The organism is Rhodococcus sp. UYP9, from assembly GCF_040547235.1.
In the GTDB taxonomy this organism is placed as follows: Bacteria; Actinomycetota; Actinomycetes; order Mycobacteriales; family Mycobacteriaceae; genus Rhodococcoides.
The window spans coordinates 371653-390888 of sequence record NZ_JBEPPH010000001.1; the positions used below are offsets into that span (position 1 = coordinate 371653).

16 protein-coding genes and 1 riboswitch are annotated in these 19236 nt (G+C 64.4%); of the genes, 10 read left to right on the forward strand and 6 right to left on the reverse strand.

All coding sequences use genetic code 11. The features are described 5' to 3' along the window. Positions 1-27: 27 nt before the first annotated feature. Positions 28-94: riboswitch (guanidine-III (ykkC-III) riboswitch) on the forward strand. A gap of 14 nt (positions 95-108) precedes the next feature. Together ABIB36_RS01805 and ABIB36_RS01810 are read left to right on the forward strand one after the other, a co-directional pair. Then, positions 109-423: a DMT family transporter gene (locus ABIB36_RS01805; protein WP_084347034.1), complete on the forward strand. Its 315-nt coding sequence runs from the start codon at positions 109-111 to the stop codon at positions 421-423. Positions 424-448: 25 nt separating this feature from the next. Continuing rightward, positions 449-1189, forward strand: a complete 741-nt coding sequence (locus ABIB36_RS01810; protein ID WP_084347033.1) for an ABC transporter — start codon at positions 449-451, stop codon at positions 1187-1189. On the opposite strand, the gene ABIB36_RS01815 is transcribed toward ABIB36_RS01810, so the two are convergent. Then, positions 1183-1884 carry a dienelactone hydrolase family protein gene (locus ABIB36_RS01815; RefSeq protein ID WP_354558973.1) on the reverse strand — a complete coding sequence of 234 codons (702 nt, stop codon included), beginning with the start codon at positions 1882-1884 and terminating at the stop codon, positions 1183-1185. The genes ABIB36_RS01810 and ABIB36_RS01815 overlap by 7 nt on opposite strands. Before the next feature lie 8 nt (positions 1885-1892). Next, entirely contained in the window at positions 1893-3038 is a 1146-nt protein-coding gene (locus ABIB36_RS01820; RefSeq protein ID WP_354558974.1) for an acyl-CoA dehydrogenase family protein, read from the reverse strand. A gap of 94 nt (positions 3039-3132) precedes the next feature. Here ABIB36_RS01820 and ABIB36_RS01825 point away from each other — a divergent pair, with 94 nt between their 5' ends. From ABIB36_RS01825 to ABIB36_RS01835, 3 genes are all read left to right on the forward strand, one after another. Beyond that, positions 3133-3702 carry a TetR/AcrR family transcriptional regulator gene (locus ABIB36_RS01825; RefSeq protein WP_084347030.1) on the forward strand — a complete coding sequence of 190 codons (570 nt, stop codon included), beginning with the start codon at positions 3133-3135 and terminating at the stop codon, positions 3700-3702. A 207-nt stretch (positions 3703-3909) separates the two neighbouring features. After that, the gene (locus ABIB36_RS01830) at positions 3910-6543 is read left to right on the forward strand and encodes a YhgE/Pip domain-containing protein (RefSeq protein WP_084347029.1); all 2634 of its coding nucleotides are present in this window, start codon (positions 3910-3912) and stop codon (positions 6541-6543) included. Then, on the forward strand, positions 6540-8726 hold the full coding sequence (locus tag ABIB36_RS01835; protein ID WP_354558975.1) for a YhgE/Pip family protein: 2187 nt from the start codon (positions 6540-6542) through the stop codon (positions 8724-8726). The genes ABIB36_RS01830 and ABIB36_RS01835 overlap by 4 nt, the downstream gene beginning before the upstream one ends. 105 nt (positions 8727-8831) lie before the next feature. Here ABIB36_RS01835 and ABIB36_RS01840 read toward each other — a convergent pair whose 3' ends face one another. After that, positions 8832-9377 (reverse strand): baeRF2 domain-containing protein, encoded by a 546-nt coding sequence (locus ABIB36_RS01840; RefSeq protein ID WP_143542133.1) that lies wholly within the window; start codon positions 9375-9377, stop codon positions 8832-8834. A 76-nt stretch (positions 9378-9453) separates the two neighbouring features. Between ABIB36_RS01840 and ABIB36_RS01845 the strand changes: the two genes are divergently transcribed. Continuing rightward, positions 9454-11055, forward strand: coding sequence for a phytoene desaturase family protein (locus ABIB36_RS01845; protein WP_084347026.1), 1602 nt, complete (start codon positions 9454-9456; stop codon positions 11053-11055). Here ABIB36_RS01845 and ABIB36_RS01850 read toward each other — a convergent pair. Both ABIB36_RS01850 and ABIB36_RS01855 read right to left on the reverse strand, forming a co-directional pair. Further along, a complete protein-coding gene (locus ABIB36_RS01850) occupies positions 11052-11498 on the reverse strand; it encodes an STAS domain-containing protein (protein WP_354558976.1) in 447 nt (148 codons plus the stop codon). The two genes, ABIB36_RS01845 and ABIB36_RS01850, sit on opposite strands and share 4 nt — an antisense overlap. A 192-nt stretch (positions 11499-11690) precedes the next feature. Then, the gene (locus tag ABIB36_RS01855; protein WP_084347025.1) at positions 11691-12167 is read right to left on the reverse strand and encodes a MarR family winged helix-turn-helix transcriptional regulator; all 477 of its coding nucleotides are present in this window, start codon (positions 12165-12167) and stop codon (positions 11691-11693) included. 210 nt (positions 12168-12377) lie between these two features. Between ABIB36_RS01855 and ABIB36_RS01860 the strand changes: the two genes are divergently transcribed. Together ABIB36_RS01860 and ABIB36_RS01865 are read left to right on the forward strand one after the other, a co-directional pair. Further along, positions 12378-14372, forward strand: a complete 1995-nt coding sequence (locus ABIB36_RS01860) for an MMPL family transporter (RefSeq protein WP_354559290.1) — start codon at positions 12378-12380, stop codon at positions 14370-14372. Positions 14373-14377: 5 nt separating this feature from the next. Beyond that, the gene (locus ABIB36_RS01865) at positions 14378-15004 is read left to right on the forward strand and encodes a lipocalin family protein (RefSeq protein ID WP_179142304.1); all 627 of its coding nucleotides are present in this window, start codon (positions 14378-14380) and stop codon (positions 15002-15004) included. A gap of 64 nt (positions 15005-15068) precedes the next feature. On the opposite strand, the gene ABIB36_RS01870 is transcribed toward ABIB36_RS01865, so the two are convergent. Then, a complete protein-coding gene (locus ABIB36_RS01870) occupies positions 15069-15569 on the reverse strand; it encodes a MarR family winged helix-turn-helix transcriptional regulator (RefSeq protein WP_084347111.1) in 501 nt (166 codons plus the stop codon). A gap of 73 nt (positions 15570-15642) precedes the next feature. Here ABIB36_RS01870 and ABIB36_RS01875 point away from each other — a divergent pair, with 73 nt between their 5' ends. Continuing rightward, entirely contained in the window at positions 15643-17043 is a 1401-nt protein-coding gene (locus ABIB36_RS01875; RefSeq protein WP_354558977.1) for an FUSC family protein, read from the forward strand. Between the two features lie 33 nt (positions 17044-17076). Continuing rightward, complete coding sequence (locus ABIB36_RS01880; protein ID WP_354558978.1) at positions 17077-19146, forward strand: neutral/alkaline non-lysosomal ceramidase N-terminal domain-containing protein; 2070 nt, start codon at positions 17077-17079, stop codon at positions 19144-19146. Positions 19147-19236: the final 90 nt, after the last annotated feature.

Sequence of the window (19236 nt, forward strand, 5' to 3'; positions counted from 1 at the left end):
TCCTGTGAACCTGTACGTTGCGGTACGGTCGTGCCAGTCTTTTGTGACGAGCGGACGAGCGCACCGTACCCGGCCTGCGACAAGACGGTGCATGGGAGTGTTGTACGCATGGCTTGGTTGATTTTGGTCGTCTCCGGCGCCTTCGAAGCCGTCTGGGCAACGGCCCTCGGCAAGTCCGACGGATTCTCCAAACTTGGTCCGACGATCGTGTTCGCGGTCGCTCTCGTGATCAGCATGGGCGGTCTCGCGCTCGCGATGCGCACGCTACCGACCGGCACCGCCTACGCGGTCTGGGTTGCGATCGGCGCCGCGCTCACCGTGACCTACGCAATGATCACCGGCGACGAGGCCGCGTCGTGGATCAAGGTCGCGCTGCTGATGGGCATCGTCGGCTGTGTGGTCGGCTTGAAGGTCCTTTCATGATGTCTCCAGCGGTTACAGTAAAACCATGAACTGGGTGTCGGCGATCACATTCCCTGCGCGTGCCGGGATCGCGATGACGGAAACTGCGCTGCAAGTGACCAGCACGGTCCTCTCCACGACCCGATTCGTGCTGGAGTCCGGCGCGGCCCAACCGTCGAACCTCGCTTCCCTTGCCAATCCTCGGGGTGGGACCATGCAGTTGCTCACCCAACTCGGGCAACTGACCTCGGAAGATCGCGCCTTCGGCAACGCCCTTCGCGAAGGTGGGCCGCTGGATCGACTCCTCGCGCCCGGTGGTGTCGTCGACCGATTGACTGCGGAGGAAGGCACGCTGGAACGACTGCTGGCCGACGGCGGCCCCGTCGATCGAGTCACCGCCACAGGCGGGCCACTCGACAGGTTGCTCGCCGAGGACGGCCCCCTCGAACGTCTACTGGCCGGGGATGGTCTTCTCGATCGGCTCACGAGGGAGGGCGGGGCCATCGAGCGCGCACTCGAGGAGGGCGGCCTGCTCGAACAACTGCTCTCCGAGGGCGGTGCCATCGAACGCCTGACGGCCAAGGGCGGTCCCCTCGATCAGCTCGTCAGCCTGTCCGAGACGTTGGCTTCGCTTGCCCCGAACCTGGAACGCATGGGGGTCAGTGTCGACATCCTGCAGGATTCGGTCGAGATACTTTCCGCTGCCGTCAATCCGCTCGGCGAACTGGTCGGACGGCTCCCCAATCGCTGGCTCAAAGGGAAGCAGCCCGTGTCCGAGCTTCAGTGAAGGTGTCGATCGAAGAAATCGAACACCCGGGCAAAGGCGTCTTCGGCCTGCTCTTCTTTGAAGCCGAGACCGCTGATCCGTCGTAGAACCGCAGCTTTCCTGTTGCCGGGCAGCGCGTTCGCGAAACCATGACCTGCGCCTGGATACGTCTTCACATCGTGCGGGATTCCCTTGTCGGACAACACTTTTTCGAGCTTCTTGCCGGCACCGATCAAGCTCGGATCGTTCTTTCCGTACGAAGCGACGATCGGGCATGCACCGTCGAGCGCTTTCTCCATATCTTTCGGCGAGACGCCGTAGAACGGCGCGCTCGCCCTGAAACCCCTCGGCGCCAACAGCAGAGCAAATCCACCTCCCATGCAGAACCCGACGATCCCGACGCTGTCGGTCACATCCTCACGCGCGAGCAGATACTCCCGAGCCCCGAGCAGATCGTCCACGGCGGCGCCGCTCTGTCCGAGAAGCGCACGGAAGACCCCGACGACGCACTTACGCATTCCGCCCCGGCTGTACAAGTCGGGAGCCAGCGCAAGATAGCCCTGATCGGCGAACCGGCGCGCGATATTTCTGGTGTCCTCGTTCAGTCCGAATGCGTCGTGCACGATCACGACACCGGGCCACGGCCCTTCCCCAGTGGGCACTTCCAGTGCAGCGGAAACAGGACCTGCTGGAGTCTCGAGCTGAATGTCGGCCATATCCGAGGTTAACCCGCCGAACGTAGGCCCCGCGCGATGACGAGACGCTGAATCTGGTTGGTGCCCTCGAAGATCTGCGTGATCTTTGCATCCCGCATGTACCGCTCGACACGGAAGTCTCGGGTATATCCGTATCCGCCGAACACCTGGACGGCGTCGGTTGTCACCTTCATCGCGGCATCGGTGGCTATGAGCTTGGCGACGGATGCGCTTCGCGAGTAGTCGAACCCGCTGTCGCGGCGTCGGGCGGCGTCGATATATGTAGCTCGGGCAGAGTCGACGGCGGCTGCCATGTCGGCCAGCAGGAATCCGAGGCCTTGATGGTCGACGATCTTCTTGCCGAACGTCGTGCGTTCGTTCGCGTAGGCCACCGCGTCGTCGAGGGCCGCTTGGGCGATTCCGACGGCGACCGCGGCAATACCGAGACGGCCGGAATCGAGCGCGCTGAAGGCGATCTGCAGGCCCTGCCCTTCGGTACCGATGCGGCGTTCGGCTGGAAGGTAGGCGCCGTCGTAGTGCGCCGATGTCGTCGGTACCGAGTGCAGTCCCATCTTCTCCTCGGGTTTGCCGAAGGTGAGCCCGTCGAGGTTCTTGGGCACCAGGAAGCAGGAGATGCCCTTCGATCCCTCACCAGTGCGTGCGAAGAGATTGTAGAAGTCGGCGATGCCGCCGTGGGTGATCCACGCTTTCGCTCCCGTGACGGAGTATCCGTCGCCGGATGGCACCGCCTTGCAGGTAAGGGCGGCGGCGTCGGATCCTGCCTGCGGCTCGGACAGGGAGTAGGCACCGATCTGCGAGCCACCGAGCATCTCCGGCAACCAGCGTTGCTTCTGCTCTTCGGTTCCGAATGCCAGTAGCGGCGAGCAGGCGAGGCTGTGCACGCTGACGGCTACGGCAACCGCGGCCCATCTCGACGCCAACTCTTCGAGGACCTGGAGGTAGACCTCGTACGGCTGCGCTCCGCCACCCCATTCCTCGGCGAACGGCAGGCTGAGCAACCCTGCCTCACCGAGCTGAGCGAACACGCCGTCCGGGTACGTCTCGGCTTTCTCGTGTGCGTCGACGATCGGGGCGAGCACTTTGTCCGCGACGTCACGGGTGAGCTGGATGAGATCTTTGGCTTCCTCGGTGGGCAGCAGGCGATCGACGGGCACTGGGCACTCCTCACGAAACCACGGACAGTACTGCAATCACGCTCACGGTACTGCATACAGTACTGCGGCGTCGAGTGCAGTACCATTTCGCGGTATGACCGCAGCTCACGCGACTGTCCGGCGCGCCCAGCTCTTCGACCAACTGGTCGCACTGTTCCTCGACGAAGGATTCGCGCACCTGACGCTCGAGGACATCGCGGCACGCCTGCGCTGCAGCAAGTCGACGCTGTACACATTGGCGGGGAGCAAGGACGAGCTCGTGCGGACCGCGACCATTCACTTCTTCCGTGGCGCAACCGACCGGGTCGAGGCATCCATCGCCACCGTCGACGGGACCGGCGCGCGACTGACCGAGTACCTGTCGGCGGTCGGCGTCGCACTGCAACCCGCGTCGGCGCAGTTCATGGACGATCTCGCAGCCTTCCCCCCCGCCCGCGAGGTCTACGAGCAGAACACCGCTATTGCTGCCGAACGCGTGCAGCAACTGATCGACGAAGGCACTTCGGCCGGGGACGTCCGCGGAGTCCACGCCGTCTTCGTTGCCGATGTAACTGCAACGACGATGGCTCGAATCCAGAGCCGCGAGGTGGCCGAGCGCACCGGGCTCGAAGACTCGCAGGCTTATGCCGAACTGGCCGCGCTGCTCACCACCGGCATCACCTGATCGAGCGCGCTTCGGCGGATTCTCGTTGCCGGCCCCGCCAAAGTCGACAGTGACGCCCATCGCGCCTGCTCGCCCGGTGTAGGCGAACGAAATGTCGTCTCCACCGGTAAGGGTTACAGTTCGAGAGGATCGACCCGCCCAGACCGACTCCCCCGGCAGTCCGGCATCGCCGTTCGGCCCCGAGACGTGACCCGCAGGGAGATATAGATGCGCAACGTCTTTCGCGTGTTCTCGCGAGATGTCAGACGGCTCGCGCTCGTGCGCAAAGCGTGGATCGTCATCCTCGGCGTCATGATCACCCCATCGCTGTACGCCTGGGTCAATATCGCGGCGTTCTGGGATCCGTTCTCGGAAACTGCGAACGTCAGCGTCGCGGTCGTGAACCAGGACGAGGGTGGCACCTCGACCGCAACGGGTGATGTCGACGTCGGCAGTCAGCTGATCGACCAACTCGAAGTGAACGATCGACTCGGGTGGCAGTTCATGGACGAGAACGACGCGATGGAGGCGGTCCGGAGCGGATCGAGCTACGCCGCCATCATCATCCCACCGGATTTCACCCGTGATCTCCTCAGTATCACCTCCGGCGCCTTCACGCCCCCCACCCTCACGTACTACGTGAACGAGAAGGCGAACGCGGTCGCTCCGAAAATCACCGACGTCGGCGCAACCACCCTCGACACGCAGGTCAACAGCACTTTCGTCTCGGTCGTCGCCAAGGCGGTCGCCGAGGAGTTGACCGACACCGGCGACGATGTCGAACGCAGGCTGAAAGACGCCCAGAACAACACCGTCGACGTGCTCGATCGAGCGGTCGGCACGGTTGCGTCGGCGCGCGAGCGGATCGGAGATATCAAGGAGGGGCTGTCCAGCGCCCGGGGCGGTCTCGGTTCTGCGGGAGACACGCTCGGCACGGTCGACGCCACGCTGGGCGAGGTACAGACCGCCGTCGGCCAGGCTCGAGAGATCGCAGACGAGGCGCAGCAGGAACTGGCCGACTTCACCGGCTCGTTGACGACCGCCTACGTCTCGGGCGCCACGCTCCTGGCCGACGCCGCGTCGACGCTGAACGGGTCGGTCGCGAGGGTGACGTCGGGGCTCGAGCGCGCAGGCGTCGCAGTCGGCTCCGGGCTGGACGATGCCGACGAGGTCGTCGCCAGAACCGGCGAAGCACTCGGTGAAGTCCAGGCGCTGCTGGCCGCGACGGTTCCGAATTCCGAGCTGTCCGCTCGGTTGAGCGAGGCTGTCACCGCGCTGCAGGACCGCATCCCCGACGACCAGAACATCCTCGCCCGCGTGCAGCAACTCAACTCCGTCGTGGCCGAGGCGACGACGGCGATCCGGAGCTCGGCGGACGCCATCGACACCGCCGCGCAGGCTGCGGGTTCCTCGGCGCGGTCCGTCCGCGACGTTCTGTTGCTGACAGGGCCGGAACTCAACGGCGCGATGTCGCGACTGTCGGCAAGCGCGGGGGCCCTGTCCTCGGCGATCGACTCACAGCGCGCACAGCTGGGGCAGGCGCAGAATCTGCTCACGAGTCTCGGCGTCCAACTCGATGCGACGTCGACGGCACTCGACTCGCTCGACGGCAATCTCGCCGGGGTGGAGGCCGGACTCGATCGTGTGCGGACGGATGTGGTCGCGCTCAGCACGGCGGACGCCTGGGACACGCTCCGCACACTGACAGGACTCGATGCCGAACAGATCGCGCAGTTCATGGCATCGCCCGTAGAGGTGGACGAACACCCGGTGTTCCCGGTCGCGGCCTACGGCTCTGCGATGGCACCCCTGTTCGCGAACCTCTCGCTCTGGATCGGCGCGTTCGTGCTCGTGGTCATCTTCAAGCTCGAAGTCGATGAAGAGTCGATCGACGGGCTGACGGTCAGGCAGGCCTATCTCGGGCGGTGGATGCTGCTCGCCGCGATGGGCGTCGTCCAAGCGTTGGTCCTCTCGATCGGCAACCTCGTCATCGGCGTGGAGACGGTCGGTGCTCTCGCGTTCGTGGCCACCAGCGTGCTCATCGGGTCGGCGTACCTGAGCATCATCTACGCGCTCTCGGTCGCCCTCGGATATGTGGGCAAGGGGCTGTGCATCCTGCTCGTCATCGTGCAGATCCCCGGCGCTGCGGGCCTGTATCCGATCGAACTGATGCCGGGGTTCTTCCGCGCCCTGTACCCCGCTCTCCCGTTCACCTACGGTATCGACGCCATGCGGGAGACGATCAGCGGCTTCTACGGTGACCACTACTGGAAGAACATGGCAGCTCTGGCGGGGTTCGTCGCCCTGTCGTTCCTCCTCGGGCTCGTCCTCCGTATCCGGCTCGGCAACTTCGCTTTACTGTTCAGCCGCAGGATCGCCACCACGCAGCTGTTCGTGACCGAGGACGTTCACATCACCGGGCGCCGCTACCAGCTGCCGCAGATCATCCATGCACTGTCGAACGGGGGACGATACCGGCGGGTCGTCAGGGCCAGGGCACGTCGCTTCAGGCAGAACTATCCAACTGTGCTGCGGGCCACCTTCGCCGTCACCCTCATGGTCATGCTGTCCCTCGGACTCCTCGCGTGGCTGATCCCCGGCGGTAAGGCCCCGCTCCTCGGCCTCTGGGTGCTGTTCTCTCTGCTCGTCATCGGCTTCCTCGTGACGCTCGAATACATCGAGCAGAGTATCGGCTTCGCCGAAGAACTGGGTGAGATGTCCGACACCGAACTGCGCCGCGTGCTCGTGCGTACCGGCACCGGGCACGATGCGACGTTCCCGAGTACATCGAAGATGGATGAGGAGAGGGAGACACCCGACGTGGATTCCGACGAGCGAGTCGAACGGGGTGAGCGCGAGTGAGGAACGCCTGGACGCTCGTTCGCCGCGACCTGCGTCGCAGCACCACCAACGTGATGGCGATCATCGTCCTGGCAGGGCTGGTCATGATCCCCTCGCTGTTCACGTGGTTCAACGTCATTGCCACCTGGGACCCGTTCGGCAACACCAAGAACCTCACGGTCGCGGTGGCCAACACCGACGAGGGGTACCAGAGTGCTCTCATCCCGCTACGGGTGAACATCGGCGAGCAGGCAATCTCCGCGCTGCGGGCGAACAACGATCTGAACTGGGTGATCACCTCACGGGACGACGCGATCGAAGGCACGAGGTCGGGCGAGTATTACGCCGCCCTCGTGCTACCGCCGGAGTTCAGCACCGACATGATGACGTTCTACGAGGACGGCGGTCAGCGGACCGCGATCGAGTACTACACCAACGAGAAGAAGAACGCGCTCGCCCCCAACATCACCGAACAGGGCGCGACCGAGGTGTCGACGAACATCAACGAGGCCTTCGCCGCCACGCTCGGTGAAGTAGGACTACGGATCATCTCCTCGCTCTCCGAGGAACTGAACGACCCCGACACCCAGGCCGCCTTGTCCCGCCTCGAGGCGGGAGTCGGTCAGGTCGCGGCGCAGCTCCGGTCGGGCGCAGGCACCGCGGATATTTTCACCGCACTGATCTCATCGAGCGTCCCACTGGTGACAAGCGCCTCGGACCTGGCCGCGTCTTCGGGACGCGCGCTGCAGCAGGCCTCCGACGCCATCAGCGGCGGTGCAGATGCCGCACGTTCGCTGACGTCGACTTTGACCTCGGCGGCAGGTTCGCTCGGCGGCGCGCTGTCGGCGAGCGACGCGAGCTATCAAGCGGTGTCGGACCGCATCGACGACGTCTATGCATCACTCGATGACCAATCGAGCAGCAGCGCGGACACCGTCGAGGCGTTGGCAGCACGGGTACAGACGCAGGTCGATCAATATGTCCGCGCGCGTGACAGTGCCGTGGCCACGGTCGCGCCGCTGATCCCCGACATCGCCAGGGGCGCTTTCGACCTCGTAGTCTCACGGCTCGACAACGCCATCGCGCGCCAGCATGCGCTGCAGGACGGCCTCGAGAACGCGGCGTTGCAACTGCGCAACAACAACGCCGACACGGGCGCCGCCCGCCAGGAGGCACTCGGCCTGGTGGCTGACGCGAGGGAGGCCATCGAGAGCGCCAAGAATGCCTACGACACCAGCCTGAGGCCGAAGCTGGAGGCCCTCGGCTCCACACTGTCCTCGATCGACGACGGCATAGCGACGGTCGGCAACGACCTGTCCACTGCTACGGCGACACTCTCCGGCGGTACGGACAAACTTCTCGATCGTCTCGCACAGGCACAGTCGACGACCTCGTCGGTCTCTGATTCCCTCACGGATGCGGCCGACCGCTTCGACGGACTGTCCATGGCGTTGGCGGAGGCCATCGACACGGGAGACCTCCGCGCACTCACCGACGCAATCGGCAACGACCCGGGGATGCTGGCCACCTCGTTGTCGAAACCCGTGCAGCTCGAGCGGGTGCCGGTGTTCGCCGTGGCCAGCTTCGGTAGTGCGATGACCCCGCTGTACTTGATGCTCGGATTGTGGGTCGGCGCGTTACTGGCGTCGGTGGCGATCCGCGTCGATGTGCCGGTGGGCGCGCTGCCGCAAGGAGAGTCGTTGACTCCCGATCAGACCTACATCGGGCGCTACGGGATCTTCGCACTCGTCGGGTTCGCGCAGAGCACACTCGTCAGCATCGGCTTGATCCTGTTCGTCCAGGTGGAGCCCGCACACCCGTGGCTGCTGATACTTGCCGCCTGGGTGAGCTCCCTCGTGTTCACGCTGATCACGTACACGTTCGTCGTAGCATTCGGCAATGCGGGCAAAGCGCTGTCGGTACTTCTACTCGTCTTCCAGATCGCCGGTTCCGGGGGCGCATACCCATTGCAGGTGCTCCCACAGTGGTTCCAGAACATCAGCCCGTTCCTACCGGGGACGCATGCCGTCGACGCGATCCGCTCAGCCATCGCAGGGGTCTACGACGGTGACTACTGGATGGCGTTGGGTTGGCTCGTACTGTTCATCGTGCCGATACTGCTGCTGGGGTTCGTGCTTCGGCGGCCGTTGATGGATTACAACAAGAACCTGTTGCGCGAACTCGAGTCGACCAAGCTCATGTGACGGCCGGGCGGCGAGCAAGATGCTTCGAAACATGGGTGCCTTCCACTGCTTTCATCGCACCCAGGTTTCATCGCGCCCAGGTTTCATGGCGCCCACGCGCTTCGCTCATAGCTCTCGCGCAAGTAGCGCCTGTCGATCTCGTACTTCCTGCACGGCCGAGCGGATCAGATCGGAGTCGGATCCGTCTGCCCTCGAACCGATTTCGAGCTCGATGACGTCGTTCAGCACTCGCGCGGGCAAGCTCTGCACGAGCTGTGGACGCACGGGGAGTACGCCCACCACGAAAATTTGCTCGACCGTCTTCGTGTCGTACATCTCGGCGACGATCTCGGCGACGGTCTTCTCACCTGCGCGGCGTCGTGGCGGAGTGTCGGACTCGACCGTCACCGAACTCGTCGCGACGCCCCGGGCATCGAAAGTGTCGATATCGGCGCCTCGTTGATCCACCGATACGACAACGTAAGGTCCTGCATCGTCGAGCGGATCGGGTTCGGTGTCCACTCTCGGAACACCGACGAACCGGGCCTCGGTCGGCTCGGCCCCCGACTCCAGGTCCGACGCGTCCCGCGCAGCCTCGACAGGCGCCCCTGCGGATACCGCATCGTTCACCGAATCCGTCTGCATATGCTCGCGCTCACTGCTCGTCGACATCTGAAGGGGGTGCCCAGGTCTCCGAGCGCCAAACATCACGACCGTAGTGTCTGCACCGAGACGTACCGTAGGACTCATGACACTTCGCTCCGCGGACGCCGTGGTGATCGGCGCCGGACACAACGGACTCGTAGCCGCGGCTGCGCTGGCAGACGCAGGCTGGGACGTAGTGATTCTGGAGGCAGGCCCCGAAGCCGGTGGCGCTGTCCGCAGTGCCGAGCTCATACCAGGATTCAGCAGTGATCTCTTCAGTGCCTTCTATCCGTTGGGGGCCGCGTCGCCCGTGATGACCTCACTCGACCTCGAGCATCACGGCCTGCGGTGGTCGCGTTCGCCCACCGTCTACGGCCACGCACGCTCCTCGATGGACGAGTCCGCCCCCGTCGTCCACAACGACGTCGCCGATACCGCCGCAGCTCTGGCCGAATACGACCGTCGCGACGGTGATGCCTGGTTCGACCTGTTCGATCAGTGGACGAAGATCCGAAAACCGATGCTCGATGCCTTCTTCGGACCATTTCCGCCGGTGCGCGCCGCTGCGTCGTTGGCGAGAACCTTGGGTGCCGCGGACACACTGCGGTTCGGGCGGTTCATGGCTCTACCAGCACGCATCATGGCGCACGAACTCTTCCGGAGTGAGGCCGCCAGGTGCCTCTTGCTGGGCAATGCCATGCACGGTGACGCCCCTTCCGACGCGCCCGTCAGCGGTGCGATGGGGTATCTGCTGACGATGTTGGCCCAGGACGTCGGATATCCAGTGCCGACGGGTGGCGCGAGCAAGCTCGCCGGCGCGCTCGTGAGCCGTGCAGGCAAGGCGGAACTGCGTTGCGGCAGCCCGGTCGATCGCATCGATGTCGCGGGCGGACGTGTGTCAGCGGTTCATACGAAGGGTGGAGACACGGTGTTCGTCCGTCGGGCCGTGATCGCCGACGTCTCCGCACCGATGCTCTACGGTTCCTTGCTTCCGGCCGACGCGGTACCCCGGCGGGTGCACGAGGATCTCCGCAACTTCGAATGGGACACCCCGGTGGTGAAGGTCAACTACGCCCTCGACCGACCCATCCCGTGGCGCTCGGCAAGCCTCTCGGGTGCCGGGACCGTGCATCTGGGCGCCGACGACGACGGCCTGGTCCGATGGTTGGCCGATCTGACCACCGGGGTGCTCCCGGAACGTCCGTTCATGCTGTTCGGGCAGATGACCACGGCAGACGCCTCCAGATCGCCGGCGGGCACCGAGAGCGCCTGGGCGTACACGCATTTGCCGCGCGGAGTGAGCGACGACGCGTCGGCCGATACGGTCGCCGACCGGGTACGCGATGTGCTCGAAGAACACGCACCAGGGTTCAGTGGGTCGATCATCGCCGAGGTGGTCCAGCGTCCGTCCGATCTGATGGCCGAGAACGGCAATCTCTACGGCGGCGCGGTCAACGGCGGAACCGCACAGTTGCAGCAGCAGTTGATCTTTCGCCCGACACCCGGACTCGGACGTTCGGAAACCGTCGTCGAGGGGCTGTTCCTCGGTAGCTCTTCTGCGCATCCTGGAGGAGGAGTTCACGGAGCAGCTGGGATGAACGCTGCGCGAGCGGCATTGGGTCAGCAGGGCCCGCTAGGCCGGATACGAAAAAAGGTGACCAGCTCCTTGCTGGAGCTGGTCACCCGAGATCGAGAGGAACGTTAGCGCTTCGATGCTGCTTCGACGGCGTCGGCAACTCGATCGAAGACCTGCACGGCAGGTTGAAGAGACGCAGCCTCCAACAACCGATGTACCGGGTGTCCTTCTACGAGCGACCAGCTCGACCCTGCTTCTTCGGTCGCACTGTCGAGCGCACTGAAGACGGAAAGGCCGGCGATGCCGAAGAAGCCGACATCGGACAGGTCGAGTACGAGATGCCGGTGAGCGTCGATGCGGGTGGATGCGAACTCGGTCAGCATCGGTGCACTACGGATATCGATGTCGCCGTGCACGCTGACAACGAGCGCAGCCGAGCCGAACGGTACGGCTCGAAAGATTGCGCCGGTAGCAGCCACGGATACCGAGGTGTCTGCTGTGGCATGAGTATTCATTGCGGCCTGGTTGTGTGCGGTTGCGTCGTCTTCGACACCGCGTGGAGTAACAGTCATAGCCATCCCATCGTCTTTTCGATCGGGAGGGAAACGGTACGAGAGCGGTGACAGTCGAATGTGAACATCAGTTCCGCTAACGGCTGAGACAGCCAGGGCGTCTCCCCCGACAACGGCTGTTAGCTCAACCTCGATCAACCCTACGTTACTCGGGCCGTCCCGCATAGTGAAGGCGAATCGAACACCGAGATCTCAGGTGATTCGCGGAAGCAGTTCCTCGTGATGCGCACGCATCGAGCCGATCAAAGCGACGAAAACTCGATGAGCCGCAGCAAGATCCGAGTCGGGCACATCGGCAAGCGCGGAATTGGTACGCATACCGAGTGGACCGAAGAACTCACGTGCGACGGCCATGCCGTGGTCGGCATAGCGGAGAATCACTTTTCGACGGTCACGTTCGTCTTTTTCTCGTCGTATATGACCCGACTCGATCATCCGCTCGACCAAGTACGTCATGGCTGCGGACGACAACCCGAGCCGAGCGCCGAGTTCGCCCGTCGTCAGCGGCGTGCCTTCGACGTCGGCGACCATGATCAGGAGCAGTGCACGAAAATCGTTGTGTCGCAGTTCGTGTTGCGCTCCGAAGGCCCGCCCGATCTCCTCGGAGACAGCGGACAGCGCACGTACGTCGGAGGAGATTTTCGATTCCAACTCGCTTCGATCGGCCACTGCGGTCCTCTCTCTTCGAAGATGCGCTCAGACTATCCGCACGCCCGACGGCTGATCTTGCCGGTTGATTAATGTCTCAGTTAGTGAGATTGTTTGCCTGTGGACAGCTCACGCCGCGACGACGGCTTCTGGATCGGATTCGCCCGGATTGTCACCTCACGCCGGTCGTGGGCAGTCGCGCTTGCCGTCCTGGTGCTCTCGCTAGGGTTCATGGCCCTCGTCGGCGAGAACGACTCGGCCGGGAGCGCACCGTCCTCGGTGCCACCCGCAGCTGAGTCCGCCCAGGTCACCGAGTTGCTGACCCAATTCCCCGGCGCAGACACCGCACCGGCGATACTCGTTGTCAGTCGATCCGATGGCGAAGCGTTGTCCGAAGCCGACCTGGCGGCCGCACAACAAGCCCTCGATCGGACCGCGGCCGCCGCAGGCACCGACACCGGTTCGCCTCCGCTCGTGCCGGCACCCGACGGCAAGGCAACGCTCGGCCTGGTTCCGATAGACAGTTCGCTGTCCGGGTTCACACTCGACGACCTCGTCACCTCGCTTCGCACCGCTGCCGTCGACGGCCTTCCCGACGGCCTCGACGCGCAGGTGACCGGCGGGCCGGCATTCGGCGCCGACATTGCGAACTCGTTCTCCGGCGCTAACTTCACCCTTCTCGCGGTCACCGCACTCGTGGTCGCGATCCTTCTCATCGTGACGTACAGATCGCCTGTCCTGTGGCTGGTTCCGCTCCTCGTCATCGGCTTCGGCGATCGCGTCGCCACCTCCGTCGGAACAGCACTAGCCGAGGTGACCGGCCTGTCGTTCGACGGTTCCACCTCCGGAATCACCAGCGTTCTGGTCTTCGGAGCGGGTACGAATTACGCGTTGCTGTTGATTTCGAGATATCGGGAAGAGTTGCGCGCCGAGCCCGACCATCGACGCGCACTTGCCAGGGCCGTCCGTCACGCCGGGCCTGCAATTCTCGCCAGCAACGCCACCGTCGTGCTGGCATTGCTGACGCTTCTACTGGCAATCCTGCCCAGTACCCGCAGCCTGGGTGCACTCGCAGCCGCAGGCCTCGTCGTCGCAGCCGTGTTCGTCCTCCTCGTCCTCCCTCCCCTACTGGCACTGTTCGGACGGAAGTTGTTCTGGCCCTTCATCCCAGGCCCTGACGATCGCGACACCGCCACCTCCGGGGCCTGGTTCTCGATCGCGGCAGCAGTGTCACGACATCCTGCCCGCACGGCATCGATCACGATCGTTGCGCTCCTCGCCTGTGCCGGCGCGCTTTTCGGAACCGGAATCGGCCTGTCGCAGACCGAGCAGTTCCGGGTATCCGCCGAATCCGTCGAAGGCTTCGAAACACTCTCCGAGCACTTCCCCGCAGGTCTGGCAGATCCGACGACAGTGATCGGGAAGACCGATTCGGCTGCCGAGATCGAGTCCGTACTGGCAGCAAACGACGCCGTCACCTCGTTCACCCGTGGCGCCGACTCCGGTACCGGCCTGACTCGATGGTCCGTCGTATCCGACTCGCCGCCCGCATCCGAGGAAGCATTCGCCGTCATCGAGGACCTACGCGGTTCGCTGAAGGACCTTCCCGATGCCGAGGCGCTCGTCGGCGGCAGTGACGCCCAAGCCCTCGACACCAGTGACGCCGCCGCCAGAGACCGGCTCGTCGTCGTGCCCGCCATCCTGATCGTCGTTCTCGCCGTGCTGCTCGTGCTGCTTCGTGCCGTCGTCGCGCCGCTGGTACTCGTCGGCACTACGGTTCTCAGCGCGCTCGCGGCCCTGGGCATCGGTAGCTGGGTGAGCCTGCACATCTTCGGGTTCCCGGCTCTCGACGACAACGTTCCGCTGTTCGCCTTCCTGTTCCTGGTCGCCCTCGGCGTCGATTACACGATCTTCCTCGTCACGCGTACCAGGGAGGAGACGCCCGGCCACGGCACTCGGGCGGCCATCGTGCGCGCGGTGGGAGCAACGGGTGGTGTCATCACGAGTGCAGGCATCGTGCTGGCCGCAGTGTTCTGCGTGCTCGGCGTCCTTCCGCTCATCACACTGACTCAGCTCGGCATCATCGTCGGCCTCGGCATTCTGCTGGACACCTTCGTGGTGCGCACGTTGGTCATTCCAGCCCTGTTCACCCTCATCGGCCCGGGGATATGGTGGCCGAACACATTCGATTCCAGCAGTACCGAACTGGTGGGACAAAAGGAGTGAAATCCATGAAGGTACATTCGATGCTCACACGCGCACTCGTTGCCGGTGCGTGCGCCACGGGGATGCTGCTCGCCGGCGGAATCGCGCAGGCAGCACCTGCCCCGTCGGGTTCGGCTGGATTCGAACCCCTCGCCCCCATCCCATCCCTCGATGTCGCTGAATACCAGGGCACCTGGAATCAAATTGCCGCCGTACCGCAGCCGTTCAACCTCGAATGCGCGCGCGACACACAAGCCAAGTACACGCTGATCGATCCGGCGAACGTGCGCGTGGAGAACACGTGTACCACCTGGAACGGGGAGCAGAACTACATTCTCGGCAACGCCCGCGTCAACGACACGGTGACGAATGCCCAGCTGCACGTGAGCTTTCCGGGCGTACCGACCCAGGAGAACCCCGAAGGGCCGACCAACTACATCGTCGCCTACATCGCGGACGACTACTCCTGGGCATTCGTCGGAGATCCGTTCCGGACTTCGGGTTTCGTCCTCTCCCGCTCATCCGAAGCGAGCCCGGAGAAGTTCCGTGAAATCCGTGCCGTCGCCGAATCGCTCGGCTACAACTCGTGCCTGATACTCACCTCGCCGACACCGGGCGGAGCGGCGGGCATACAGCCCCTCTGCACCGTCTAGGAATTCGCATGTGAGTGGAATCAGCTCTCGGCGAGGGCTTTCCACTCACATGCGAAGAGTCGCGCTACTCGACCTCGAGCGCGACCTTTCGTAGTAGGTGTGCCAATGCCTCGGTTTCATCCTGACTCAGCCCGACGAGCAGTTCGCGATCACGTGCGAGTCGCAGCGGAAAGACGGTGTCGACCAATTCGATTCCGGTAGCGGTGAGCTGCAACAGCACAACTCGCGCGTCGCGGTCCAGGCGGAGTCGCTCGACCAACCCTTCCTTCACCAGACGTTCCGAGATCTTGGTGGTGGATGCCCCACTGAGCATCGTCACCGAGGTCACTTCGCTCGCTCGTAGTGGTCTTCCGGCTCGGCGCAGCGCGCTCAAGACGTCGAACTCGGCCCGCGACACTCCGCTCGGCGCGAGGGTGGAATCGAGTAGGTGGTTGGCCTGGGCAGCGATCCTGCCGATTCGCGCGAGAACTTCGATCGGCGAAGTGTCGGTGTCCGGAAAAAGGGCGACCCACTCGCGGCGGACCTGATCGACGAAGTCTCCGCCAGATTTCTGCACCGAGGTCATGACATCCACCTTACGGCCCTGGTCACGGGCGGCAGTATTTACTTCACTAGTAAAATACTTATAAAGTATCAGGGTGCCTGTTTCCGTTACCCGAATCGCCCGCACCCGTTCTGCGCTCGCCCACGCCGCTTCGCGAGCGGCCTGGCGCCAGGCGATGACGCTCGGGCAGGCCGATGCGACTATCGCGCCGGCCCTGCGGGTCGGCGCAGCCATCGCCGTCGTTCTCATCGGTGGAGGCATTCTCGGCAGGCCCGAACTCGCCGGCTTCGCTGCGCTGGGCGCCCTGTGCAGCGCCTTCGCGCGACACGAGCCGTACCCACGGCGCGCAGGAAAGTTGGCGCTGGTCGGTGGCTCGATAGTTCTCTGGGCGACAGTGGGCGCCGCGCTCGGCACGATGACGGACTCCTCTGCCCTCGAGATAGTCGCAATCTCCCTGACGGCCGGCATCGCGGCACTTGTCCTGTCGGCCTTCTCGATAACCGGACCGGGCCCGGTCATCCTCGTGTTCGCGTCGACCGCTGCCGTCGGGTTCGCGGATGCCGCCGGGGACGTGGCCGAAGTGTTCGTTTCGGTGTCCATCGGCGCTGCCATCGGATGGGTGGCAGCAATGCTCCCGGCCTTGCTGCATCCGGTCGGGCCCGCGCAACTCGCGGTCGCCCGCGCTCTCGCGGCCACCGACTCGAGGCAAGACGGCACCGCCCGAGCAGCGCTCGAACGCGCTCGCCTGATCGTTGCACTCAACGCACGGCAGGGGCCGCGTGCACACAGCCTCGGGCTGACCACTCTCCTCGACGACGCCGAGAACCTGCTCGACGCCTGGGCACGTGGCGAAGATCCCTCTCATGCAGCCGAACTCCTCGCTCACGAGCGCGCACTGCGAAAGATGCGCAGGTACGACACGTTGCCGATGCGCGCCGCCGAGCTCGCCGCTACGCCTGAGAACTTCTTTGCCGTCGGCGTGCGCTCGTTGACATCACGCGCCCTGGTGGTCAACGCGGCCCGCATCGTTCTCGCCTCGTTGCTGGCAGCATGGTGCGCAACTGCTTTCGGCTTCGAGCATCCGTTGTGGGCGACCATGGGCGCAATGGCCGCCATGCAGGGCATCACTTTTCACACGACGGTCGAGCGCGGTATTCAGCGGTTACTCGGCAATGTCGGCGGCGCGGTGATCGCCGCCGCCTTGATTGCAGGTGCGCTCGGATACTGGCCGACAACGGTGGCCATCATCGCTCTGCAGATCGTTGCCGAACTCCTCGTCATGAGGAACTACGCCCTCACCACGATCGCCATCACCCCGATGGCGTTGCTCCTGACCGGGATAGCCGGACAGCTGTCTCCCGCCGTCGCGATCAGTCGCATCGGCGACACCCTCATCGGTGTCCTGATCGGGATCCTCGTCGCGGCCCTCACCATCGGAAGCGGAGACAAGTCAGCACGACAACTCACTCGCCCAGAGCGACGCTCCATCCGCTGAGACGGTGTTACCGTGCAGTTCGAATCGACGAGCATGGGGGCAATCGTAGTGAATTCAGGACTCGGTAGACGATCGTTTCTCGCTGCCACCGGGGTCGCGGCCCTCGGTGCTGCGACCTTCGGTAGCGCGACCCTCGGGACTGCGGGGCGGGCGTGGGCGGCACCGGGGGGTCTCGAGGTCGGCCGAGGCATCGGTGACATGACGGGTGAACCGCTCGGTGCCGGAATGAACGGGTACGCAGTGCTGGAGCAGTCATCGGCAGGCCTACACCTGCGGCAGCGTGCGCGGGCGTTCGTGTTCGTGTTCGTCGACGCTGCCTCCGCGCAGCGACTCGTGCATGTGACGTGCGAGGTCGGCCTCATGTTCGAAAGCATCCTCGAAGAAGTGCTCCGGCGGCTTTCCGCTCGATTCGGCGATCTCTACCACCGAGGGAACGTCTTGCTCTCGGCTACGCACACTCATGCCGCCCCCGGGGGAACCGACGGCCACCTCTTGGTGGACATCACCACGCTGGGCTTCCGGCCGATCACCTTCGAGTCCAACGTCGCGGGCATCGTGGACGCGATCGCGCGAGCGCACGAAGACGTGCAACCCGGTCAGGTCTCGATCACCACCGGGTCCTTGACCGATGCCGGAGTCAATCGCTCTCCCAAGGCGTTCGACCGAGATCCGATCTCCGACACCTCTCGATTCCCGGGCAAGATCGATCCGCGATCGGTCAACCTTCAGGTGATGCGGGACGGCGAACTGGCGGGCGTCATCAACTGGTTCGCTACCCACGGCACGTCGATGAAGGCCACGAACACATTGGTCAGCACCGACAACAAGGGATACGCGGCCTGGCACTGGGAGCGTGAGGTCGAGAAGGTCGACTACCGCAACCCCACCTTCGTCGCTGCCTTCTGCCAAAGCACCCCCGGCGACATCACACCCAACCTGGACAGACAGCCCGGCACCGGTCCGACAACGGATGAGTTCGAGAACACCCGCATCATCGGCCTGCGCCAATTCGATACTGCGCGTGCGCAAACCGAGTCCTCTGCGAGCGCCGTCGGCAACGGCATCGATGTCCGGTGGATGTATGCAGATTTCTCCGGCTTCACCGTCCGGCCGGAGTTCACCGGCGATGGCCGCACCCACACCACCAGCCCCGCAGCGCTCGGTGCCGCCTTCGCGGCGTCGAGCCAGGAAGATGGCGGCGGACTACCGGAGCTCGGCCTTCAAGAGGGCGAGCGCGGCGGCAATCCCGCACTGGCAGCTCTCAGTGCGGTGGTGATGCCGCAGTGGCTACGCGATGCTCATGCTCCGAAGGACATCCTTCTCCCAGTCGGATTGATACCGGGAATCGTGCAGCAGCAGCTTCCTTTTCATCTCGCGCGGCTGGGCGGGTTCTTCCTGTTCTCGTGCCCGTTCGAGCCGACCATCGTCGCAGGCTCACGCTTGCGGACAGCCCTGGCCGACACACTCGGCATCGACTCCGGGCAGATCGTCGTACAGGGATACACCAACGGCTACGGCCACTATCTGACCACGCCCGAGGAATACGACCAGCAGGATTACGAAGGCGGCGCGACACCGTTCGGTCGTTGGCAATTGCCGGCAACCGTCCAAATCGCCGTCGACCTCGCAGCCGCCATGCGCGATGGGCGGGCCGTCGACAACGGCACTTCGCAGCCGGACCTGACCGGCGCGATACCGAACTCTCCCAGCGGAATCGCGTTCGTCGACCTTCCGGCCCCTGGCAGAGCATTCGGTGACGTCCTGAGTCAGCCGGCCCCGCAGTACGACGTCGGCGCACATGTCGCAGTGCGGTTTTGCGGTGCGAACCCCAACTCGAACTTGCGACGCGACGACACCTACTTGGCCGTGGAGCGAGCCGACGGCGCGAACTGGGTTCGAGAGTACGACGACAGCGACTGGTACACCACCATCGTTTTCGACAACTCCGGGCCGATCACCGAGACCACGATCGCGTGGGATGTTCCGGCTTCGCAGCAGACCGGGCGCTACCGCATCGTGTATTTCGGTGATTCCCGCTCGATCGATGGCCGGCTCAGACCGTTCACGGGGACCTCTGCAGACTTCGAGATTTTGCCGTCGTGACCTTTTCGTGACCATTGCGTGACCGATACGTAATGGTCGCTTGGGTTGGCTGTGTCCCAGAGAGGGGACCGTAGAGGAAGGTGCTGCGAG